Source organism: Streptomyces sp. NPDC008086 (assembly GCF_042957325.1).
In the GTDB taxonomy this organism is placed as follows: domain Bacteria; phylum Actinomycetota; class Actinomycetes; order Streptomycetales; family Streptomycetaceae; genus Streptomyces.
On sequence record NZ_JBIBIA010000007.1, the window covers coordinates 459,478 to 480,481 of the forward strand.

Annotated in this window: 19 protein-coding genes and 1 pseudogene; 13 read left to right on the forward strand and 7 right to left on the reverse strand. The window is 71.4% G+C overall.

Annotation, left to right across the window (positions count from 1 at the left end; genetic code table 11):
• Positions 1 to 42 precede the first annotated feature (42 nt).
• Positions 43 to 1,296, reverse strand: coding sequence for a SpoIIE family protein phosphatase (locus ACFZBP_RS26640; protein ID WP_391416663.1), 1,254 nt, complete (start codon positions 1,294 to 1,296; stop codon positions 43 to 45).
• Positions 1,293 to 2,096: an alpha/beta fold hydrolase gene (locus ACFZBP_RS26645; protein WP_383455768.1), complete on the reverse strand. Its 804-nt coding sequence runs from the start codon at positions 2,094 to 2,096 to the stop codon at positions 1,293 to 1,295. The genes ACFZBP_RS26640 and ACFZBP_RS26645 overlap by 4 nt, the downstream gene beginning before the upstream one ends.
• Before the next feature lie 492 nt (positions 2,097 to 2,588).
• Here ACFZBP_RS26645 and ACFZBP_RS26650 point away from each other — a divergent pair, with 492 nt between their 5' ends.
• From ACFZBP_RS26650 to ACFZBP_RS26685, 8 genes are all read left to right on the forward strand, one after another.
• Positions 2,589 to 2,714, forward strand: coding sequence for a hypothetical protein (locus tag ACFZBP_RS26650; protein WP_383455766.1), 126 nt, complete (start codon positions 2,589 to 2,591; stop codon positions 2,712 to 2,714).
• Between the two features lie 47 nt (positions 2,715 to 2,761).
• A complete protein-coding gene (locus ACFZBP_RS26655; RefSeq protein WP_391416666.1) occupies positions 2,762 to 3,553 on the forward strand; it encodes a UbiA family prenyltransferase in 792 nt (263 codons plus the stop codon).
• Positions 3,553 to 4,734 (forward strand): geranylgeranyl reductase family protein, encoded by a 1,182-nt coding sequence (locus ACFZBP_RS26660; RefSeq protein ID WP_391416668.1) that lies wholly within the window; start codon positions 3,553 to 3,555, stop codon positions 4,732 to 4,734. The genes ACFZBP_RS26655 and ACFZBP_RS26660 overlap by 1 nt, the downstream gene beginning before the upstream one ends.
• Positions 4,731 to 5,819, forward strand: coding sequence for a 3-oxoacyl-[acyl-carrier-protein] synthase III C-terminal domain-containing protein (locus tag ACFZBP_RS26665; RefSeq protein WP_391416670.1), 1,089 nt, complete (start codon positions 4,731 to 4,733; stop codon positions 5,817 to 5,819). The genes ACFZBP_RS26660 and ACFZBP_RS26665 overlap by 4 nt, the downstream gene beginning before the upstream one ends.
• The gene (locus ACFZBP_RS26670) at positions 5,816 to 6,334 is read left to right on the forward strand and encodes an isoprenylcysteine carboxyl methyltransferase family protein (RefSeq protein ID WP_383455754.1); all 519 of its coding nucleotides are present in this window, start codon (positions 5,816 to 5,818) and stop codon (positions 6,332 to 6,334) included. Before ACFZBP_RS26665 ends, ACFZBP_RS26670 begins: the two co-directional genes overlap by 4 nt.
• Before the next feature lie 10 nt (positions 6,335 to 6,344).
• Positions 6,345 to 7,490: an FAD-dependent oxidoreductase gene (locus tag ACFZBP_RS26675; protein WP_391416672.1), complete on the forward strand. Its 1,146-nt coding sequence runs from the start codon at positions 6,345 to 6,347 to the stop codon at positions 7,488 to 7,490.
• Positions 7,491 to 7,938: 448 nt separating this feature from the next.
• Positions 7,939 to 8,601, forward strand: coding sequence for a sigma-70 family RNA polymerase sigma factor (locus ACFZBP_RS26680; RefSeq protein WP_391416674.1), 663 nt, complete (start codon positions 7,939 to 7,941; stop codon positions 8,599 to 8,601).
• A complete protein-coding gene (locus ACFZBP_RS26685; protein ID WP_391416676.1) occupies positions 8,601 to 9,737 on the forward strand; it encodes a hypothetical protein in 1,137 nt (378 codons plus the stop codon). The genes ACFZBP_RS26680 and ACFZBP_RS26685 overlap by 1 nt, the downstream gene beginning before the upstream one ends.
• A 212-nt stretch (positions 9,738 to 9,949) precedes the next feature.
• On the opposite strand, the gene ACFZBP_RS26690 is transcribed toward ACFZBP_RS26685, so the two are convergent.
• The gene (locus tag ACFZBP_RS26690; protein WP_391416679.1) at positions 9,950 to 10,813 is read right to left on the reverse strand and encodes a L,D-transpeptidase family protein; all 864 of its coding nucleotides are present in this window, start codon (positions 10,811 to 10,813) and stop codon (positions 9,950 to 9,952) included.
• 166 nt (positions 10,814 to 10,979) lie between these two features.
• Here ACFZBP_RS26690 and ACFZBP_RS26695 point away from each other — a divergent pair, with 166 nt between their 5' ends.
• Entirely contained in the window at positions 10,980 to 12,560 is a 1,581-nt protein-coding gene (locus tag ACFZBP_RS26695) for a methylmalonyl-CoA mutase family protein (protein ID WP_391416681.1), read from the forward strand.
• A gap of 27 nt (positions 12,561 to 12,587) precedes the next feature.
• Here ACFZBP_RS26695 and ACFZBP_RS26700 read toward each other — a convergent pair whose 3' ends face one another.
• Positions 12,588 to 12,950 carry a hypothetical protein gene (locus ACFZBP_RS26700; protein ID WP_391416683.1) on the reverse strand — a complete coding sequence of 121 codons (363 nt, stop codon included), beginning with the start codon at positions 12,948 to 12,950 and terminating at the stop codon, positions 12,588 to 12,590.
• Between ACFZBP_RS26700 and ACFZBP_RS26705 the strand changes: the two are divergent.
• The 3 genes and pseudogenes from ACFZBP_RS26705 to ACFZBP_RS26715 form a co-directional block, all read left to right on the forward strand.
• A pseudogene (locus tag ACFZBP_RS26705) lies at positions 12,937 to 13,236 on the forward strand (TetR/AcrR family transcriptional regulator C-terminal domain-containing protein); the annotation flags it as partial. The gene ACFZBP_RS26700 and the pseudogene ACFZBP_RS26705 sit on opposite strands and share 14 nt — an antisense overlap.
• Positions 13,237 to 13,340: 104 nt before the next feature.
• Positions 13,341 to 14,324: a glycosyltransferase gene (locus tag ACFZBP_RS26710; RefSeq protein WP_391416685.1), complete on the forward strand. Its 984-nt coding sequence runs from the start codon at positions 13,341 to 13,343 to the stop codon at positions 14,322 to 14,324.
• Positions 14,321 to 15,661, forward strand: a complete 1,341-nt coding sequence (locus ACFZBP_RS26715; RefSeq protein ID WP_391416687.1) for a polysialyltransferase family glycosyltransferase — start codon at positions 14,321 to 14,323, stop codon at positions 15,659 to 15,661. Before ACFZBP_RS26710 ends, ACFZBP_RS26715 begins: the two co-directional genes overlap by 4 nt.
• 131 nt (positions 15,662 to 15,792) lie before the next feature.
• Here the strand turns inward: ACFZBP_RS26715 and ACFZBP_RS26720 are convergent, their stop codons facing one another.
• The 3 genes from ACFZBP_RS26720 to ACFZBP_RS26730 all read right to left on the reverse strand — a co-directional run bounded on the left by ACFZBP_RS26720 (position 15,793) and on the right by ACFZBP_RS26730 (position 19,400).
• Entirely contained in the window at positions 15,793 to 16,926 is a 1,134-nt protein-coding gene (locus ACFZBP_RS26720) for an acyltransferase family protein (RefSeq protein ID WP_391416690.1), read from the reverse strand.
• A gap of 123 nt (positions 16,927 to 17,049) precedes the next feature.
• Entirely contained in the window at positions 17,050 to 18,420 is a 1,371-nt protein-coding gene (locus tag ACFZBP_RS26725) for a polysialyltransferase family glycosyltransferase (protein ID WP_391416693.1), read from the reverse strand.
• Entirely contained in the window at positions 18,420 to 19,400 is a 981-nt protein-coding gene (locus ACFZBP_RS26730; protein WP_391416696.1) for a glycosyltransferase, read from the reverse strand. Before ACFZBP_RS26730 ends, ACFZBP_RS26725 begins: the two co-directional genes overlap by 1 nt.
• A 198-nt stretch (positions 19,401 to 19,598) precedes the next feature.
• On the opposite strand from ACFZBP_RS26730, the gene ACFZBP_RS26735 reads away from it, so the two are divergent.
• Positions 19,599 to 20,912: a DUF6716 putative glycosyltransferase gene (locus ACFZBP_RS26735; protein WP_391416698.1), complete on the forward strand. Its 1,314-nt coding sequence runs from the start codon at positions 19,599 to 19,601 to the stop codon at positions 20,910 to 20,912.
• The last annotated feature ends 92 nt before the right edge of the window (positions 20,913 to 21,004 follow it).

Consider the following 21,004-nt stretch of genomic DNA (forward strand, 5'->3'; position numbering starts at 1 on the left):
CACGAGGTGCGCCAGTCACGGGCAGTCGGCCATCGGACGGTGTCAGAGGGACGGACGGCCCAGGGCGAGCAGGGCGGTGTCGTCGTCGAGCCCGTCGCCGAAGCCGGCGAGCAGGCCGATGAAGGCATCGATCACGGAGCGTGGGTGTGCCGGGGCGAGGTCGGTGGCGAACGACTGCAACGCGTCGTAGCCGTACAGGTCCTCGTTCTCCCCCGTGCGCGCCTCGGTGAGGCCGTCGGTGTAGAGCAGCAGGGTGTCACCGGGGTGGAGGGCGGTGCGGACGGTGATGAAGGACGCTTCGCGGAAGGCACCGATCAGCAGCCCACCAGGCGTCGGCAGATACTCGGCCCGGCCGTCCGCCCGCAGGATCAGCGTCGGCGGGTGGCCGCCGGAGGCCAGGCGGACGGTGACGGTCTCCCCTGCGGGTTCCAGGATGCCGAAGACGGCGGTGCAGTAGCGCGGGTCGCCGCTGGTGTACCGCTCGAGCAGCGCGGCGTTGAGGGTGGACAGGACGGCTTCCGGATCGGAATCGTGCAAGGCCGCTGTGCGCAGGGTGTAGCGCACGAGGGAGGTCACGGCCGCGGCCTGCGGGCCCTTTCCGCAGACGTCGCCGAGGAAGAAGGCGAAGCGCTCGTCGGCAAGGGGGAACAGGTCGTAGAAGTCACCACCCAGCTCCAACGAGGAGGCCGTGTGGTAGTAGGCGGCGCATTCCACGCCGGGCACGGTCGGCAGGTCGGCCGGGAGCAGGCTCTGCTGCAGTACGGCCAGGGCCTCGCGCAGTTGCTCACGGTCGGCGTCCGCCTGGCGGCGGGCCTCCTCGGCCGCGCGGCGGGCGCGCAGCAGCTCGGTCTCGTAGGAGCGCCGGTCGGTGGCATCGAAGACGGTCGTGCGGATCAGCAGGGGGCGGTCTTCCGCGCCCCTCTTCACGGTCGAGGTGATCAGCACCGGAAGCCGGGACCCGTCCGCGACCTTCAGGTCCAGTGCGATGCCGCCGACGTGCCCCTGCATGCGCAGCAGCGGCGCGTAGTGGGTCTCGTGGTAGAGCCTGCCTCCCACGGTCAGCAGGTCGCTGAAGTGCTTGCGGCCGACGACCTCCTCCCGTGAGAGGCCGAGCCAGTCCAGCAGCGTCTTGTTGATTTTGACGATGGTGCCGTCCATGAGGGTGGACAGGTAACCGCAAGGCGCGGACTCGTAGAGTTCCTCCGTACTGTCCTCCAGTAACGCGGTGACATCCGCGTCGACGTGGGGCTGCCCGTCGCCGTCGGATGGTGGAGCGGGGCCGGAGCGGCGCGTCATGCCAGGTCTTTCACGAACGCGATGATCGTCTGGGCGGTGGCCTCGGGAGCACTCAACTGCGGGCAGTGCCCAGTAGCGGCGAGGGTGACCAGACGACTGCCGGGAATGGCAGCGTGGACGTAGGCTCCCACCTCCCGTGGTGCGATGACGTCCTGCTCGCATTCCAGGATCAAGGTTGGGACGGTCACGGTTTTCAGATCATGACGGGTGTCGGAGAGGAACGTGGCGCGTGCGAAGGCGCGCGCGATGTCCGGATCGGTGGCGCAGAAGCTGTTGGTCAACTCCTCACCCAGTTCCGGCCGGTCGGGGTTGCCCATGATGATCGGGGCCATGGTCGCGGACCAGCCGAGGTAGTTGGCCTCCAGTGACTCCAGCAGTTCGTCGATGTCCGCCGCGCTGAAACCGCCGAGATAGTCCTCCTCGTCGATGTAGGACGGTGAGGGACACACCATGACGAGCGAACCGAGTCGGCCCGGTGCCGCCGCGGCAGCCAGGACGCCGATCATGGCGCTGACGGAATGGCCCACGAACACGGCGTCCCGCAGTTCCAGCTCCTCGCTCACGTCCATCACGTCCTGGGCGTAGCCGTCCAGAGTGGCGTAGCGCTCCTCCTGCCAGGCCCTGCGGTCCGAGCGGCCGGACCCGACGTAGTCGAACAGCACGACGCGGAAGTGCTCCGCCAGGACGGGCGCCACGAGACGCCACATGTTCTGATCGCAGCCGAAGCCGTGTGCGAGGACGACGGTCGGACGGTCTTCCGGCCCGAGGACGCGGACGTTGTTCCTCTGGAGGACAGCCATCCGTCCATGGTCCCATGTCGGCGATCGGACTCGCCTGTTCCGCCATCGACCCTGGCACCGACCATCTGCACGGCCTCGGATCACAAGGCGCTGACGGTGCGGACGCCATCTGGGCCACCGGAGATCATTGCCGCCCGTAGCAGGTGGTGCGGCCACAGCAGGTGACTCCGTGGACAGGTCCTGGAGCGTCGTCGACTCGGCAAGCAGCGGGTCGAGGCGCTGCAGGTCCACGTCCCCGACGCCTGAGTGCGCGCGGCCGATGACATGTACGGCGCTTCGTCGGCCCTTGCCCGAATGGCCGGACGCACCCGATCGTCGGGCGGTGGACAGACGGCGGCAGGCGGGACCGGGCCGCGGCGTGAGCTCGGTCGACGACGCCGTCGACCGGCCTGCAGGGACTCGGGGTGACGCGGAGTCGCAGCAGATCACCGACGTCCGCCGGATGCCGGAATGGACCGTGTGAACGGGCGGGCAACGTGGCACCGATCTTCCATGCGCATCGTCACCGGGACGACCGGGAACGTCAGGTCCGCCGTCGTACGGCGTCCGCGTGCCGAGGGCACGCACGACCGTGTCGGCCCGGCCTGGCGGCTGCACGCCCCGGTGGCGGTCTGGTGATGGCCGTGGCGTCCAGCGCGGGGCCGGCGAGGCCGGCACCGTCACCCGTGCTCGCACTGTTCGCCGCCGCCCATGGCGGGCCGGCTCTGGCGGTCACCGCGGTCGGGGGGCTGCTGGCGCTCCGCGCCGACCTGCACCCGCTCCACGCCGTCGCCCTCACCGCGGGGTTGTTCACCGGCCAGCTCACGATCGGCTGGGGCAACGACCTGCTCGACCGTCGTCGCGACCTCGCCGTCGGCCGCACCGACAAGCCGCTGGTCACCGGAGCTCTCCCGGTCGGGCTGGTGGTGCGAGCCCTGGCCTGGGCCGCACTCGCCTGCCTGGTTCTGTCCGTGCTCGCCGGCTGGCGCAGTGCCCTCGGCCTCTTCGTCGTCACCGGCGCGGGGCACCTCTACAACCTGGGGCTCAAGTCGACCCGGTGGTCGTGGGCGCCGTACGCCTGCGCCTCCGGGTTGCTGCCCTCGGTCGTCGCCCTCGCCGCTCCCACCCCGCACTGGGCGCCGTTCTGGATGACCGGTGCGGGCGCCACGCTGGGTGTCGGAGCGCACCTGCTCAACATGCTGCCCGACCTCGCGGACGACGAACGCACCGGTGTCCGCGGCCTCCCGCACCGGATCGGTGAGCACCTCTCCCGCGTCCTGGCCGCCGTGCTGCTGTCCGTGGCTTCGCTGCTCGCTGTGTTCGGCCCCGCGGGTGGGCCCCCGGCGTGGGCGTGGGCGGTCCTCGCACTCGTGGCCGTCCTCGCGGGGTACACGCTGGTCGCTCAGGGCCGTTCCCCCTTCCGGGCCGCGGTGTTCATCGCCCTCCTCGACGTCGTGCTGCTCTTGGCGGTCGGCTGATGGCGCCGACACCCACCCACTGGGACCTGGCCGTTGTCGGCGCCGGACCGGCTGGCGCGGCCGCAGCCCTCGGCGCGCTGCGGGCCGAGCCGGGTCTGCGCGTCGCCCTCTTGGACCGGGCGGACTTCCCCCGCGACAAGGCCTGCGGCGACGGGGTGGCTCCGCACGTACTCGATCTGCTGAGCGAGGTGGGCGTGACAGGTCTCGTCGACGACCGCGCGCCGGTGGAACGGCTCCGTCTCGGCCGCGGTGGCCTGGTAACCGAGCGGCGGATGGCCCGCCCGGCCTGGGTGGTACCGCGCCGCGTCCTCGACACCCGCCTGGTCGACGCGGCGGTCGCCGCAGGCGCCCAGCTTCTCCGGCACCGGGTCCGTGACGTGCGGCAGTACGGCGACGCGGTGGTCCTCGACGGCGAGATCTCCGCCGCGGTCGTCGTCGGCGCCGACGGCGCCCACTCGATCGTCCGACGCGCGCTCGGACTTGCCGGCGGACCGGTGGCCCTGGCGGTGCGCGGCTACGCGTCGATCCCAGCCGAGCGGCGTGGCGCGCTGGTCATCGCGTTCGCCGAACGTCACCAGCTGGCATACGCATGGTCCTTCGACCTCCATGACGGCCGCGCGAACGTCGGGTACGGCGAAATCCTTCATGAGAACCGTCCCGCACCGAGCCGGATCCAGTTGTTCGAGCGCATCGAGGCTCTCCTGCCCGGCGCGACCGAGGGCGGGGAGCGCTGGGTCGGCCACCACCTGCCGCTTTCGACGGCACGCTGGCGCCCGTCCACCGGCCGCCTGTTGCTCGCGGGCGATGCCGCCGGCCTGGTGAACCCGCTGACCGGCGAGGGCATCTACTACGCCGTCGCCTCCGGCATCGAGGCCGGTCGCGCGGCTGCCGCGGCCCGGCGCGTGGGACGGCCCGAGAGCGCGGGGGACCGGTACGCCCGTGCCACCCGCCGCATCCTGCTGCCCCACCTGCGGCACACCGCTGTCGCAGCCCGGCTCGCGCGCAGCACGCGCGTCCTGGAGGCCGGGCTGCGCGCGTCGGCCGCCGACCAGCGCGTCTTCGACGACCTCGTGGAGCTCGGCCTGGCCCGCGGCGGGCTCACTCCCGCCGTGGCGCTCGGCCTGGGCCGGGCGCTGGTCGCGTCGTTCCGCCCCACCGGCCGACTCCCGGAGCCACAATGACCATGCGTGTCCTCAGTGTCCGCGGTGTCCTGCCCGAGCACCGCCACCGGCAGGAAGAGATCACCCGGTCCTTCACCACCACGCTGACCGAGGGCAGGGTCAACCGCGGCGTCGTCGAGCGCTTCCACCGCAATGTGCGTGTCGCGACCCGGCACACCGTGCTGCCGCTGGACGAGTACGCCCAGCTCGGGGACTTCGGTCAGTCGAACGACGTGTTCATCCGGGCGGGCGTCGAACTGGGCGGCCGCGCGGTCGTCGACGCGCTCAAGGCTGTCGGGCTCACACCGGCCGACGTCGACTACATCGTGTCCTGCACGGTGACCGGCCTGGCCGTCCCCTCGATCGAGGCTCGCGTGGCCGCGGAGATCGGGCTGCGCCCCGATGTGGTGCGGCTGCCCCTCGTCGGCCTCGGCTGTGTCGCCGGAGCGGCCGGCATCGCCCGCCTGCACGACCTGCTGCGCGGTCGACCGGACGGTGTCGCGGTGCTGATGTCGGTGGAGCTGTGCTCGCTCACGCTCCAGCGCGACGACACCTCGGTCGCCAACCTCGTGGCCAGCGGTCTCTTCGGGGACGGTGCCGCGGCGGTGGTGGCCGTCGGATGCGAGCACCCCCTCGCGCAGTCCGACGAGCCCACCCGTCCCGAGGTGCTCGCCTCCCGCAGCCGTCTCTACCCCGACTCGGAACGCATGATGGGCTGGGACGTCGGCGCCCGCGGCTTCAAGATCGTGCTCGACGCCTCGGTCCCCGACCTGGTGCGCCGGTACGCCGGCGAGGACGTCCGCGGCTTCCTCGCCGACCACGGACTGACCGGCGACGACATCGGCTGGTACGTCGCCCACCCCGGCGGCCCGAAGGTCCTGGAGGCGCTGCAGGACGCCCTCGGGGTCGAGCGGGACGCCCTCAGCGTGACCTGGGACTCGCTGCGCCGCATCGGCAACCTGTCCTCCTCGTCGGTGCTGCATGTCCTGGCGGACACGCTCGCCAACCGTCCGCCGACCCCCGGCTCCTACGGGCTCCTGCTCGCCATGGGGCCGGGCTTCTGCTCTGAACTCGTGCTTCTGCGCGCTCCGCGAGGTGGGCAGTGACCAGCGAGGTCTTGTTCACCGCCCTGATCGTGACCATCGGCCTGGAGCGGGTCGCCGAGTTGGTCCTGTCCCGGCGCAACGCCGCTTGGAGCCTGACGCGGGGCGGCGTGGAGCACGGGCGGGGCCACTACCCCCTCATGGTGACGCTGCACACAGGGCTGCTCGTCGGCGCGCTCACAGAGGTGTGGATGCGACGGCCGGATCCCGCGGCGGTCCTCGCGTGGGCCATGCTCACCTTGGTCGCGGCCTCGCAGGGGCTGCGCTGGTGGTGCATCGCCACCTTGGGCCGCCAGTGGAACACCCGCGTGATCGTCGTGCCCGGCGCCCCACGCGTCATCAGCGGCCCCTACCGATGGATCCCCCACCCGAACTACGTCGCTGTCGTGATCGAGGGGCTCGCGCTCCCGCTGGTGCACGCTGCCTGGGGCACAGCCCTGGTCTTCACCGCACTGAACGGGCTCCTGCTCGCCACCCGCATCCGCACCGAGGACGCCGCCTTGACACGGCTGGCCTGAGGAGGCGCGCGTGGACCTGCTCGTCGTCGGCGGAGGACCCGCGGGCCTGGCCACGGCCCTGCACGCGGCCAGGGCGGGGCTCGACGTCACCGTCTGGGAACAGCGTGCCGGCACCGTCGACAAGGCCTGCGGCGAGGGACTGATGCCGGGCGCCGTCGCCGCCCTTGCGGCGCTCGGCGTGCACCCACCGGGGCACGCCCTGAGAGGCATCCGGTACGTCGCCGGGCCACGCCGGGTCGACGCCGATTTCCGCGCGGGGCCGGGGCGCGGGGTACGCCGCACGACGCTGCACGCGGCGCTCCGTGAGGTGGTGCTCGCCGCAGGAGTGCGGATCGAGCAGCGCACCGCGCGCCGCATCGAGCAGGCGGAGGACGGCGTGGTGGCCGACGGCGTTCGCGCCCGTCACCTCGTCGCGGCCGACGGCCTGCACTCACCGATCCGCCATGCCCTGGGCCTCGACCGGCGCCGTCCGGGCCACTTCCGCCGGCACGGGCTGCGGCGCCATTACGCCCTCGCCCCCTGGGCCGACCACGTCGAGGTGCACTGGGCCCGCGACGCGGAGGCCTACGTGACCCCCGTCTCCGACGATCTCGTGGGCGTCGCCCTGCTCACCGCCGCACGCGGATCGTACGACGTTCACCTTGCCGCCTTCCCCGAGCTGAGGGAACGGCTGGCCGGGGCCAGGCCAGCCGGACCGGTGCGCGGAGCGGGCCCGCTCCGCCAGGACGCGAGCGCGCGTACCGCCGGGCGGGTGCTGCTCGTCGGCGATGCGGCCGGCTACGTCGACGCCCTGACCGGCGAGGGCGTGGCGCTGGCGCTCGCGCAGGCGCCGGCGGCTGTGCGAGCAGTGACCAGCGGGGACCTCGGGGCCTACGAGCGGGAGTGGCGACGGCTCACCCGACGCTACCGCTGGTTGACCCACGCTCTCCTCTGTTCGACCAGGGTTCCGCCGGCCCGCGCGGCGCTGGTGCCCATGGCGCAGAGGTTGCCGTGGCTTTTCTCCGCCACAGTCGACGTGCTGGCACGCCCGGCTGGGGAATCCCGATCATGTGGGACGGCCCCGTTGGAACACATGGTCGAACCTCACCACGGTCACCCTGCCCGGCCCACGCGCCCGCTGGATGATCAGCAGACCCCCGACTCGGGAACGTTCTGAGCCAGGGCCCGTACGGCACCCGCCGGGCCGCAGGCGTCCGCAAGCCGGCGTCCCGGACGGCTCGGCGCATTGTGCTGGAAAGGATCCCGTGAGGCGTCCGGTCCGCTGGTCACGCGTCGGTCGCACTGGTCCCGGAATCCGCGAAAGGCCTCAAGTCAGAGGCTGGTGAGCCGCGGAGACGGCCGGGACCGCCACCCCCCACAGGAGAGGCCCCGGCCGTCGCGCGGCACGGGCCGCGCGGCGGCCCGTATCTTCTACAGCGTCATGACTGCGTTTTCTGTCACACCCCGGCGGACACATTCGCGGAATCCCGGGTAGTTGCATGTTGTACGGACATGGACGAGCAACGCTTTCAGGCCGTAACGTGCCTTTCGCGCCGGACGCGGAGGGTGTATGACCACCGCAACGACCTGCGGTCTCGCAACCGCAACCACCAATTGAGGTACCAGTGCTGGGGGAAGACGCGGAGTTGACCGCCGCGGTGCTTGCCGCACAGGACGGGGACGAGAGTGCGTTCCGGACTGTGTACCGCTCCGTGCACCCGCGGCTGCTCGGGTACGTGAGAACGCTGGTCGGCGATCCGGACGCCGAGGACGTCGCGTCGGAGGCATGGCTCCAGATAGCCCGTGACCTGGGACGCTTCAGCGGCGACGCGGACCGCTTCCGCGGCTGGGCCGCCCGCATAGCCCGCAACCGGGCGCTGGACCACATACGCATGCGCGGCCGCCGCCCCGCGATCGGCGGCGACGAGACGGAGCTGACCGGGAAGGCCGCCGAGTCCGACACCGCGGGCGAGGCCATGGAGGCCCTGGCCACCGACGGCACCCTCTCCCTCATCGCGCGGCTGCCGCAGGACCAGGCCGAGGCCGTCGTCCTGCGGGTGGTGGTGGGCCTCGACGCCAAGACGGCCGCGGAGACGCTGGGCAAGCGTCCGGGCGCCGTACGCACCGCCGCGCACCGGGGTCTGAAGCGGCTGGCCGAGCTGCTCGGCGACGATCCGGAATCGACCGGGGTGCTCGACGCCCTGCCTCCCCAGCGAGAACCGCGGGGCCGTGCGGTGACGTCCGCGAGTGTGACGCATATGCGTTCGCGGACGCAGAAGGATGTGTGATGGCCGACGAGCGCTGTGTCTTTCCGGGGGCCGACCCCCGGCCCCCCGGCCGGTGGCTGGACCGCGAAACGGCTGAGCGTCTGCTGCGCGGAGAGTCACTCGAAACTGTCGACGCGGCCGACCGCGACGAGGCCGAACGCCTCGCCAAGACCCTTGAGGCACTGACCGTCGAACCCCCTCTGAGCAGCGCGGAACTCCCCGGAGAGGCCGCCGCGCTGGCGGCGTTCCGCGCGGCCCGCGCCGACCGGGACGACTGTGACGACGTCACCGTGAGCCTCGGCCCCGGAGCCGGATCCCACCCCGACCACCCCGCCGACGTGGGCCTCGTCCGGATCGGCGCCGGCCCCGCCCGCGCCGCCCGGCGCCGGCCCCGCTGGGCCCGCCCGGTCCGGCTCGGTCTCGCCGCCGCGCTGGCCGTCGGCATGGTCGGCGGCGTCGCCGTGGCGGCCGGAACCGGATTCCTGCCGACGCCGTTCGACGGGGACGAGGAGGGCCGCCCGGCCGCCTCGGTCTCGGCGCCGGTGCCGTCGGAGCGCCCGTTCGTCTCGCCCTCCCCGGAGAGCCGGGTGCAGGGCGACCCCACGCCGGACGACGGCGCGGGGGCCTCCGCCGGCCCGGGCGGCACCCACGACACGGCACCCGGCGGTCCGGCCACGGACCGCGAGTCCGCCGGTGACGACCGGGTCCAGCCCTCCGCCGGCTGGTGGAAGGCCGTCACCTCGTACTGCCGCGACCTGCGCGAGGGCAAGCGGCTGTCGAGCGACCACCGCCGCACCCTGGAGGGCGCGGCGGGCGGCTCCGAGCGCGTGCGGAAGTACTGCGGGAACGTCCTCAAGGCGACCGGCGACGGGGCCTGGAGCAAGGCGGGCAACGGCAAGGACAAGGGCCAGGACAAGAGCCGGGACAAGGGCAAGGACCGGGAGAAGGACGACGACGAGGGCGACCGTGCCGACCGGCGCCCCGACGGCCGAGGCGGCCACCACGGCGGCGACCACGGGAACCGGCACGGAGACGGAAACCGCGACGGCCATGGCAACGACCACCGCGTGGACCGCGCCGCGGTCGCCCCGTCAGCCGTGGCCGATGACCCGAGGGACCGGATCCTCCCGTCACTCACCTCGCTCACACGTCGCTGACCTGCGGTTTTGTGATTCGTGGAAATTTCTTCGCGGCAGGAGTGACACTTTCGGCCGCTACGGCGCTGATCTGAGTGAGCCGACTGGTCATCGGCCGTCGCACAGAGCCGGGGTTCCCCCCGTACCTGCGGCTCGTGCATCGGCGCGGGCGGGACACGTTCCCCCGGTCCCGCCCGCGCCCCACACCCACCCCTCCCTCGGCGCCCCGCGCCTCACCAGTGCACGACGACCTTGTCGCCGGTCCGCACCTGGGCGAACATCTCCGAGACAGCCCGCTCGTCCCGTACGTTGACGCAGCCGTGCGAGGCACCGGCGTAACCGGTCGCCGCGAAGTCGGACGAGTAGTGCACCGCCTGGCCGCCGCTGAAGAACATGGCGTACGGCATGGGTGAGTCATAGAGCGTCGACACATGGTGCCGGGACTTCCAGTAGACGCTGAACACACCTTCCCGGGTCGGTGTGTACTGCGACCCGAACCGCACCGGCACCGTCAGAACGGTCCGCCCGTCGATCATCCAGCGCAGGGTCCGGCTGGACTTGCTGATGCACAGCACCCGGCCGGTCAGACACCGCGCGTCCGGCGCGTCGGCCGGCTGGCCGCCCATCAGGTACAGATCCCACTTGCCGGGTTCGCGGGTCATCCCCAGCAGCCGCTGCCAGGTGACCTCGTCGGTCTTCCCCGTCCTCGGCAGCCCGCGCTTGCCCTGGAAGCCGCGGACCGCCTGTTCGGTCAGATCGTCGTAGGTCCCGGTCGGCCCGTCGAAGAGCCAGGCGATCTGCCGCAGCCGGGCCTGCAGCTCGCGTATGTCACGGCCCTCGTCGCCCCGCGACCACAGCACGGCGGCGGGAGTCGGGGGTGCGGTGGTGGGCGTCGAGCCCGGCTTGTCGTCGCTGCCGTCGTCGCCGTCCGTGCCGGCGTCATCGTTCCCGGGCGCCTCGGACTTCGCGGACGGTGTGCCGCTCGGCAGCTCTATGCGCACCGGCGAGTGCCGGTCGTCCCCGGACGCCTGCACCGTGCAGCCGCACAGGACCGCGAGCGCGGCGCCCGCGGCGAGTACGGCGGTAGACCTCCCCATGCCAGATCTCCCCATGCCCCTGGTACGCATCCCGACCCCCGGCGTCTCACCGCGGCCGCCCCCCCCGGCGGCCCTGATGTCACCTGAGATGTTCCCCGCGGGTGACCGGTTGCGAACCAGGCGGCATGGTGGGAGACAGAAGCGAACCGGGACACGGAGGAACACCATGGCGCGTGAGTCGGAGTCCGGACTGCCCATCGAGCCGGTATACGGGCCGGACGCGCTGGACGGCTGGGACCCGGCCGAGAAGCTGGGCGAGCCGGGCTCCTACCCCTTCACCCGCGGCGTCTACCGGTCCATGTACACCGGCCGCCCCTGGACGATGCGCCAGTACGCCGGCTTCGGCACGGCCACCGAGTCCAACGCCCGCTACCGCGACCTGATCGCCCACGGCACCACGGGCCTGTCCGTCGCCTTCGACCTGCCCACCCAGATGGGCCACGACTCCGACGCGCCGATCGCGCACGGCGAGGTCGGCAAGGTGGGCGTGGCCATCGACTCGATCGACGACATGCGGGTGCTGTTCGGCGGGATCCCGCTGGACCAGGTGTCGACGTCGATGACGATCAACGCCCCGGCCGCGCTGCTGCTCCTGCTGTACCAACTGGTCGCGGAGGAACAGGGAGTCGGCGCCGACCGGCTCACCGGCACGATCCAGAACGACGTGCTGAAGGAGTACATCGCGCGCGGCACGTACATCTTCCCGCCCAAGCCCTCCCTCCGCCTCACCGCCGACATCTTCAAGTACTGCCGTGCCGAGATCCCGAAGTGGAACACCATCTCGATCTCCGGCTACCACATGGCCGAGGCGGGCGCCTCCCCCGCGCAGGAGATCGCCTTCACTCTCGCCGACGGCATCGAGTACGTCCGTACGGCGGTCGCGGCCGGCATGGACGTGGACGACTTCGCGCCCCGCCTCTCCTTCTTCTTCGTCGCCCGTACGACGATCCTGGAGGAGGTCGCCAAGTTCCGCGCCGCCCGCCGTATCTGGGCCCGGGTGATGCGCGAGGAGTTCGGCGCGCGGAACCCCAAGTCGCTGATGCTGCGCTTCCACACGCAGACGGCCGGCGTCCAGCTGACGGCCCAGCAACCCGAGGTGAACCTGGTCCGCGTCGCCGTCCAGGGCCTCGCCGCGGTCCTCGGCGGCACCCAGTCCCTGCACACCAACTCCTTCGACGAGGCCATCGCACTGCCGACGGACAAGAGCGCCCGCCTCGCGCTGCGGACCCAGCAGGTCCTCGCGTACGAGACGGACGTGACGGCGACCGTCGACCCGTTCGCGGGCTCGTACGTCGTCGAGAGGATGACGGACGACGTGGAGGCGGCCGCGCTGGAGCTGATGCGGAAGGTCGAGGACCTCGGCGGCGCGGTGGCGGCCATCGAGCGCGGCTTCCAGAAGAGCGAGATCGAGCGCAGCGCCTACCGGATCGCCCAGGAGACGGACGCCGGTGAACGGGTCGTCGTCGGCGTCAACCGCTTCCAACTGCACGAGGAGGAGCCGTACGAGCCGCTCCGCGTGGACCCGGCCATCGAGGCCCGGCAGGCGGAGCGACTGGCGAAGCTGCGGGCGGAGCGGGACCAGGGGGCGGTGGACTCGGCGCTGACGGCGCTGAAGAAGGCGGCCGAGGGGGAGGGCAACGTGCTGTACCCGATGAAGGAGGCGCTGCGGGCCCGGGCGACGGTGGGGGAGGTGTGCGACGCGCTTCGGGAGGTCTGGGGGACCTATGTGCCATCGGACGCGTTCTGAGGGACCGACTGCTCGGCGAATCGCCGGCTAGCGAACCCCGAACCGGCCCAGGTGGTCGACGAGCCCGGCCGCCCGGTCCCCGGCCCCTCCCACACAGCCGTCCGGACGCACGAGGAACAGCCCGGAGCCGTACGACGCCTGCACCCGCCCCCGGACCCCCCGAACCGCGTCCGGCACCTGCGGCCCCTCCACTCCCACCGCCACCACCGTCCAGTGCGGCCCCCGGAACGCGTCGAAGAGGCGTACGCCCTCCAGGGAGACGTCCACCGGGGCGCCCTCCGGGAACCGGGCCACGACCTGGAAGTCCTCCGTACCCGCGAGCGGGCAGACGGCCAGGTAACCGTCGCCCTCCCCGCGCGGCGGGAAGATGAACAACCTGCGCCTGTTCACGACCGCCGGCTTCACCCTCGCCCAGGCGGTCCGCGCGACCTCGGCGACGTACTTCTGCACGCTCGGTTTCGTCACGGAGGAACAGGACGTCGAGCCGCTGCCCGGCGAACGCCGCGAGGGCTACGACATCGAGCAACGCGCCCGCCGGATGGCCGACTTCCCCTTGTCGGCCCGGGCGGGCGCGGAGATCTTCGCCGACCACGACCGGCACTTCGAGGAAGGGCTGGCCCTGGTGATCGCCGGGATCGAGGCGCGCTACCGGGCCGGACAGGGCCCGGCATGGTGATGTCATGCCGAGTTCACCTGGAGGTCGGCGAGGTGTCGTGTCCAGGCAGCCCGTCCGTTCCTAGGATCTCGGAGATTTCCCGCTGAGAATCCAGGTGTGCACACGTGGCCAACCAACCCGCCCTGTCCGTGATCGTCCCCTGCTACAACATCGAGTCGTATGTACCCGAGACCGTGACCAGCCTGGTCAACAACGCACGGGACGACTTCGAGTTCATCTTCGTCGAGGACAGGTCCACCAAGGACAAGACGTACGAAGCGCTGCTGACGCTGACGAAGAGACTGAGGAACAGCCGGGTGATACGGCACGAGCGGAACGGCGGACTGGCCACCGCGCGCAACACCGGCATCGACGCCTCGGAGGGCCGCTACCTCACCTTCCTCGACGGCGACGACTGGCTGGCGCCGGGCTATCTCGCGGATCTCGTCGACGCCGTCGAGAAGTTCGACGTCGACTTCGTCCGGACCGACCACGTGCAGGTCACCGGCATCGAGCGAACCGTCCACCGGGCACCCGAGGGCCGCCGCCACACCCCGCTGGACCCGCGCACCTCGATCCTCCCCGTCGACGACACCACCATGGTCGACTACCCCTACGCCTGGGCCGGCGTCTACCACCGCCGCCTCCTCGACAAGGGCATGCTGCGCTTCCACGACGGGCTGAAGACCGCCGAGGACCGCCCCTGGATCTGGGACCTGCACCGCAGGGCCGACTCCTACGCCGTCGCCAGCCTGCGCGGCGTCTTCTACCGCCGGGGCGTGGCCAGTTCGCTCACCCAGATCGGTGACGTCCGCCAGCTGGACTTCTTCCGCTCCTTCGACCTCGTCCTCGCCGAACTCGCCGACGACCCCGAGGTGGGCAGGCTCCGCAAGAAGGCGCTGCGCAACTACTGCGTCGTCATCGCCCACCAGCTGCTCAGCCGGAGCCGGTTCGAACGCAGCATCGCCGCCCGGCTGAAGCAGATGGCGGCCGAGGCGCTGGGCAGGATGTCGGAGGAGGAGTTGGAAGAGGCCCTCGTCGGGATGGGCGAGGAGCGCGTGTACATGCTGCGCCGGATACGGGGCGGCATGAAGGGAGTGGCGGCATGATCCAGATCTTCTTCTCGGCCACGCAGTACGCGGCCGCGACCGTCACCGCCGCCATCCGGGCCGGCCAGTTCGGCCCGCGTGAGGGCGTCCGCCGCATCCTCGTCGTCAGCAACACCGCCGCCGTCCCCGAGGTCGGCACCCCGCTGGACCGGATGGCCGGCTTCGAGAAGCTGCGCCCCGAGTTCGACGAGGTGCGCTCCTGGAACGAGTTCATCTCCCCGCACCACCCGGCCGGCTGGTCGCCGCGCGGCCAGGACACCCTGCTGTGGGAGAAGGCCGTACGCCTCGCCTGGAACCTGGGCGACGAGCCCGTGGAGATCGCCTGTGAGTCCATCCAGGCCAACCCCTCCCGCGCGGTCGCCGACATCTTCGCGGACAGCCCGATCCATGTGTACGCGGACGGCCTGATGAGCTACGGCCCCACCCGCAACCGCATCCCGCACGGCATGAGCAGCCGCATCAAGCGCGTCCTGCACCTGGACCTGGTGCCGGGCCTGGAGCCGATGCTCCTCGCCGAGTACGGCGTGCCGCCCGAGGCCGTCCCGAACGACGCGATCGTCGACGTCCTCGCCCAGATCGGCGAGTCCGGCGCCGGCATCCTCGCCGAGCGCCTCCCGGCCGACGCCCCGCCCACCGCCGTCCTCCTCGGCCAGTACCTCTCGGCCATCGACCTGATCACCCAGGACGAGGAGGAGCAGCTCCACATCCGCTTCCTGCGCGCCGCCGCGCGCGCCGGACACCAGGACATCCTGTTCAAGCCGCACCCGAGCGCACCGGCCGTCTTCAACGAGTCCCTGGAGGCGGTGGCGAAGGAACTCGACGTGCGGCTCACGGTCCTGAACGAGCCCGTCCTCGCCGAGACCGTCTTCGCCTTCCTGAAGCCCAAGCTGGTCATCGGCTGTTTCTCCACCGCGCTGATGACCGCCGCCGCCTTCTACGGCATCCCCGTCGCCCGTGTCGGCACGGACCTGCTCCTCGAACGCATCACGCCGTACGAGAACAGCAACCGCATCCCGCTGACCATCATCGACGCGGCCCTGCCCGACGCCGAGCACGCCGAACTCGGCTCCCCGCTCGAACTCGCCGGGATGGCCGAGGGCCTGGCCCCGCTGGTGCGCAGCGTCGGCTACTGCATGCAGTCCCGTAAGCACCACGCCCTGCGCGACGAGGTCACCGCCTGGCTCACCGGCAACCTGGACCGCTACCAGCGCTACTTCAAGCGCCGCCGCCTCACCAGCCTCCGCCTCCCCGGCGGCAGCCCGGTCCGGGCGGAGGCGCTGCGCAAGCACCCGGCGGTACGCAAGGCAGTACGGCGCCTACGCCAGACGGCGCGCTAGTACCAGGAGGGGGTGGGGTGAGGGCGAAACCCTTCACCTCACCCCCAGGGGCGCGGGGCTGTATCGATATGCGGCTCCGCCGCGTGGCCGCGACCAGCCCTCACCGGACCCGCAGACGAACAACGGCCCTCCTAGCGGAGCGGCACCGTGGGCAACGCCCGCTTCAGCTTCGGCCCGAACGGCTTCTCCACGAACCGGTGCATCAGATAGGCCAGCCCCAACAGTCCCAGCACGGACAACGCCAGCGTCGCATAGGAACCCAGCCCCAGCCCCCGGTGCAGCACCCGGATGAAGAACCAGCCCAGGTGCTCGTGGATCAGATAGAAGGGGTACGTCAGCGCCCCCGCCACCGTCAGCCAGCGCCAGTTGGCCCAGCGCGTCCAGCCCAGCGCCACCACGGCCACCGCGGCGAAGGCGCAGAAGACGATGGCCTGGATGACCAGCGGATCGCGGTGGAAGTCGCCCTGCTCGCCCGGGTGCCACAGCGCCGTGACCGAGTAGCGCTGGCCCAGCAGGAAGGACATGCCGACGATCCCCCACAGCAGCAGGTCGCTGCCGAACCGGTGGATCAGGTACAGCGCGAGGCCGCCGATGAAGAACGGGGCGTGGTCGCGCATCACCAGCTCGTCGGTCAGCGGGTTGTCGGCGACCCGGGCGAAGGCACCGGCCAGCGTCCACAGGATGCAGAAGGTGACGACCCGTTTGTAGGTGACGCCCTTCCAGATCACGAACAGCGCGAAGAGCACATAGAACTTCAGCTCCACCCACAGCGTCCAGCACACGCCCAGCACCCGCGGTACACCCAGCGGCTGCTGCATCATCGTCAGGTTGACCAGGAGCTCGTCGGGCCGGAGCGGGTGGACGACGACCGGCAGGAGCACCGCGGCGCCGGTGACCATGACGATGGCCACCCAGTACGCCGGGTAGAGGCGGGAGATCCGGGAGCGGAAGAAGTCGCCGAGGGTCCGGCCCCAGCTGCTCATGCAGATCACGAAGCCGCTGATGACGAAGAAGAACTGGACGCCCAGGCTGCCGTAGGTGGACAGCTGCGACAGCGTCGGGAACATGACGCCGGGGGACTGGTGCCAGGAGGTGGCGACCTCGCCGTTCTTGCCGGTGAAGTGGTACATGCACACCATCAGCGCGGCCATCAGCCGCAGACCGTCCAGGGCCCGCAGCCGGCTCGCCGCCCGGGGCCGGACGGGAGGCCGGTCGGACAGGGGCAGCCGTATGTGCGGTGCCGTGGCCTGGTCAGCCGCGCTCATCCTGGGGCCCTTCTCATGGGAGTCGTGGGACGAACCGAACCTATGTACCTCCGACGGGTGAAAGGTGAGTGACAGCTGACGCAGGGGGAGCTCAAAGATGTCGCTCGGATGAACAGCCCACCGCTACCGCTTCACCGCGGCGCCCCGCAGCGCCCGCGCCCGGCGCGCCAGTCGGCGTACGGTCGCGTTGCGCGGGATGAAGGAGAGCTGGGCCGGCACGGCACCCGGCAGGGCCAGCGAGGTCAGGCGCCTGCGCTTGAAGTAGCGCCAGGTGTGCGGGTTGAGGTGCTTGGCGAGGTAGGTCTCGGCCGTGCCGCGCAACCCGGGGTAGATCTTCGGCTGCATCGCGAAGCCGACCGCCTTGAGCAGCGCGGACAGTTCGGCCACCCGTTCGCGCGGCGGCATCGCCCAGCTGCGCACCGCCGAGCCGTCCGCGATGTCGGGGAGCAGGGCGTCGACGATGGTCAGCGGTACGCGGTTGCTGTTCTGGTAGGGCGCGAGCCGGGCCAGCACGGTGTCGGTGCCGACCCGTGCGACCGGGAGGCCGTACAGACCGGCGGCGGTGAGCAGCGCGGTGGAGAAGCAGCCGACGACGAGTGCGGGCTTCAGCCGCTGGAAGGCGACCTCGGCGAGGACGGGCCGGTCCAGCAGGGTGAGTTCGGCGCCCAGCTTCGCCGCCTCGTCCTCCAGCAGCCGCGACCAGCGGGCCGGTGCGACGGGGTGCGGCTTGAACACGAGCCTGCGGTGGCCCAGCGCGACGGCGCCGCGCACCATCTGCCGGTGCAGGTCCTCCTCCTCGGCGTCGCTGAGGATGCCGAGCGCGCAGAGGTACTGGCCGAGCAGCAGGGCCGGTTTGCCGTCCGCGCCGGAGGAGGACAGGCCGTCGGCCAGGTCGTCCTGGTCCGCGGCGAGTTCGCCGAGCACCTTCAGGAACGCCTCGGACGGCACCAGTTCGGTCGGGACGCCGAACTCGGTGAGCAGCAGCGGGGTGAGGCCCGGGACGAGATCGAGGTGCAGCAGCCGTCCGATACGGGTGCCGACCAACGGGTCGATCTTGTCGCGCGTGGGGCCGTAGCTTATGAGGCCGTCCGCGTAGACGTCGACGGGAGCGCCGGTGAACAGCTGGCACAGCGCGAGCGCCGGGTTGGCCTGGACCGACTCGACGGCCAGCCGCACCTCGTCGTCGCCGAGGTTCCACAGCAGCCGCACGTACCGCTCCCACATGGGGATGTCGTCGGCGCGCGGTGACCAGCCGCTCGGGTGGAACGGGGAGATGGTCGTGTTCCAGGACAGCACCTCGTCGAAGCGCTCACGCAGCAGGTCGAAGCCCGGCATCGTGTCGACGGACGGGGTGATCTCGGGGTTGGGCGCGTTGTTGGTGACCAGCAGCAGCCGGCGGTCGGCCGGTTCGAAGAGCCCGGCGTCCAGGGCGGCGGCCAGGGTCGCGGCGCCGTACAGCGTCGAGGCGCAGAAGATCTGGGTGGTGCGGGGCATCAGGCGGCCACCGTCCGGGCCCCGATCGAGCGGCGGCGCACCCGCCGCAGCCGGGCGGCGCGCTGGGCGTCCATCGAGTCCATGACCTCCGCGAGCACGTCCTGCGGCATTCTTTTCAGGGCGGCGGCGCTCATCGAGCGCAGTTTTCGAGCCACGGCGGGTTCGAACCTCTCGATTTGTCCGAGATGATGAGCCATGATCGCGCAATAGGTGCGCACGGCTTTCGGAAGCAGTTTATCGGCCTCGGGGTCAGCCGCGGTTTCGTCGATTACCTGGTCGAACGCACGAATGAAATCGAGCTGTCGGACATCACCGATCTGGGTGAGTGACGAGGCGACTCCGCGCCGGTAGTGGACGCCGAGCAGACCCACCGCGGCGAAGGACTCCGCCTCCCGGTGCAGTCTCCAGATCCACGGCCGGTCCTCGGCGGTGCGCAGTCCGTGGGTGAACTGCAGGATTCCGCGGTCGACCAGCCGGCGGTGGTAGACGCCCGCCCACGCGTAGGCGTAGTCCACGGACGTCGACCGGTCGGCGGGCAGGATCGCCTCGCGCGGGTTCATCACCGTCCAGCGCCGGCCGTGCGGCACCCGATGGATGCCGCGGGCCCGCCCGGTGCACTGCACATGGTCGGTGCGGACGAAATCACAGCCCAACTCCTGGATGGCGGACAGGAGTTGCGGGAAGTAGCCGGGGGCGAGCCAGTCGTCGCCGTCCAGGAACGTCAGGTACTCGCCGCGCGCCCTGTCGATGCCCGTGTTCCGCGCGGTGGCCAGTCCTCCGTTCCGCTCGTGCCGGACGACCACCGCGCCCGGCAGCTCACGCTCCGCGCGCGCGAGCAGCTGAGGTGTCCCGTCGGTCGAGCAGTCGTCGACGAGGATGAACTCGAAGTCCTCGCGTGTGTTCGCACGCAGGCTCTTCAGGGTGTCTGGCGCGTATTGCTGCACGTTGTAGAACGGCACGATGACGGAGAGCTTGACCACGCGAAGGACGTTAGGGGGCCGTCCGTCACCCGTCTTTACCCGGAGCTTGATGTCAGGTGAACGACGCGTGGCGATGCCGTGAACCAGGCTTTTTCCCGGCCGCTTCGGACACTGATTCGCCGTTCGTCGATGTGCTGTTAACCGTTTGTTGCATTCGGGTTGGGCAGAACCTCGGAATCGCTTCCTAGCGTCTTCGACGTGCCAGCAAGTGCGACGAAGACCCGGCGAGTTGCCGTACTCGCGGATTCCGATACCCGGTGGAAATGGGGCGCGCTCACCGCGAACCGTATCGCCCCGGAGAATTCGGACATCCGTTTGGACGGATATCTCCTGCGTGGCCGGGCCACCCCCACCCCCCGCCAGCTCCAGGAAGTCGGTGTCCACGCCGACTCCCTCCGTGAGGTGACCGCGGTCGAGTTCCTGCGCGCCATCGCGCAGGAGTCGTACGACGTCCTGGTCCTCGCCCTCGTGGGCGGCGGGGTGCAGGCCGTGCTGCACGGCCTCAAGCGGGTCTGGGAGGGCCAGGCGCAGCGGCCCGTCGTCGTCACCGGCTATGTCGGCGTCGTCTACGAGAAGCTCGCCGACGGCCTGCTGCTGCGGCACGGCGCGGACCTCGTCCTCGCCAACTCCCGCCAGGACGCCGAGCGGTTCCGCGCGGTGTACGAGGGGGTCGGCGCCGACGCCTCCGCGGTGACCGAGGTGGCGCTGCCGTTCCTCGGCGGCGAGCCCTACGCCGGCGAGCACGACCCGTACACGGTCGTCTTCGCCGCGCAGCCCTCGGTGCCGGACAGCCGCCGGGACCGTACGTACCTGCTGAACCGCCTCATCCAGCACGCCCGCAGGCACCCCGAGCGCGAGGTGCTGCTCAAGCTGCGCTCCAAGCCGGGCGAACACACCACGCACATCGAGGAACTGCCCTACCAGAAGCTGGTCCAGCGGCTCGAACCGCCGGCCAACTTCCGCCTGGTGTACGGCAATATGGGCGAGGTCCTCGACCGCACCGACCTGCTGGTCACCATCAGCTCCACCGCGGCGCTGGAGTCGCTGCACCGCCGTGTCCCCACCGTCGTCCTCACCGACCTCGGCGTGCGCGAGACGCTCGGCAACCACCACTTCGTGGGCTCCGGCTGCCTCGCCTCCTGGGACCAGCTCGACGAAGGACACCGCCCCACGCCCGACGAGGAGTGGGTGTCCCGGCAGGGCGTCTGCGCCGACGGCTCCTACGCCACCGCCTTCGACGCGGCCCGCGAGCGCATCGCCGAGCTGCTGGACCGCCCCGGCCAACTGCCCGCCCTCACGCCGTACTACACGCCCGCCACCGCGCCCGGCTATCTGCCCGGCATCCTCGCCCGCCACCACCTCGGCGTCGACGGCGGTCCGCTGCCCGGCGCCCCCGCCCATGACAAGGAGCCCGGCCCCGTCCGCCAGATAGTGCGCCGGGCGGCACGCGGCGCCTACCGGCACGGCGTGCAGCGCGTGGCGCCCGTCATCCGGCGGATGGGGGAGCTGTGAGCGCCCCGGGAAGTGCCGCTTCGGGTCGTCGGGCGGCTGCGCCGCCGCCGGGGCCGGTCGCGCCCCGCGGCGGAGCCGCTGATCGAGGCAGC

Bases quoted from the DNA above. Each gene is read 5' to 3' on its own strand.
- ACFZBP_RS26640 (WP_391416663.1), bottom strand. From the start codon at position 1,296: ATGACGCGCCGCTCCGGCCCCGCTCCACCATCCGACGGCGACGGGCAG.
- ACFZBP_RS26645 (WP_383455768.1), bottom strand. From the start codon at position 2,096: ATGGCTGTCCTCCAGAGGAACAACGTCCGCGTCCTCGGGCCGGAAGAC.
- ACFZBP_RS26650 (WP_383455766.1), top strand. From the start codon at position 2,589: ATGCGCATCGTCACCGGGACGACCGGGAACGTCAGGTCCGCCGTCGTA.
- ACFZBP_RS26660 (WP_391416668.1), top strand. From the start codon at position 3,553: ATGGCGCCGACACCCACCCACTGGGACCTGGCCGTTGTCGGCGCCGGA.
- ACFZBP_RS26665 (WP_391416670.1), top strand. From the start codon at position 4,731: ATGACCATGCGTGTCCTCAGTGTCCGCGGTGTCCTGCCCGAGCACCGC.
- ACFZBP_RS26685 (WP_391416676.1), top strand. From the start codon at position 8,601: ATGGCCGACGAGCGCTGTGTCTTTCCGGGGGCCGACCCCCGGCCCCCC.
- ACFZBP_RS26690 (WP_391416679.1), bottom strand. From the start codon at position 10,813: ATGGGGAGGTCTACCGCCGTACTCGCCGCGGGCGCCGCGCTCGCGGTC.
- ACFZBP_RS26695 (WP_391416681.1), top strand. From the start codon at position 10,980: ATGGCGCGTGAGTCGGAGTCCGGACTGCCCATCGAGCCGGTATACGGG.
- ACFZBP_RS26715 (WP_391416687.1), top strand. From the start codon at position 14,321: ATGATCCAGATCTTCTTCTCGGCCACGCAGTACGCGGCCGCGACCGTC.
- ACFZBP_RS26720 (WP_391416690.1), bottom strand. From the start codon at position 16,926: ATGAGCGCGGCTGACCAGGCCACGGCACCGCACATACGGCTGCCCCTG.
- ACFZBP_RS26725 (WP_391416693.1), bottom strand. From the start codon at position 18,420: ATGCCCCGCACCACCCAGATCTTCTGCGCCTCGACGCTGTACGGCGCC.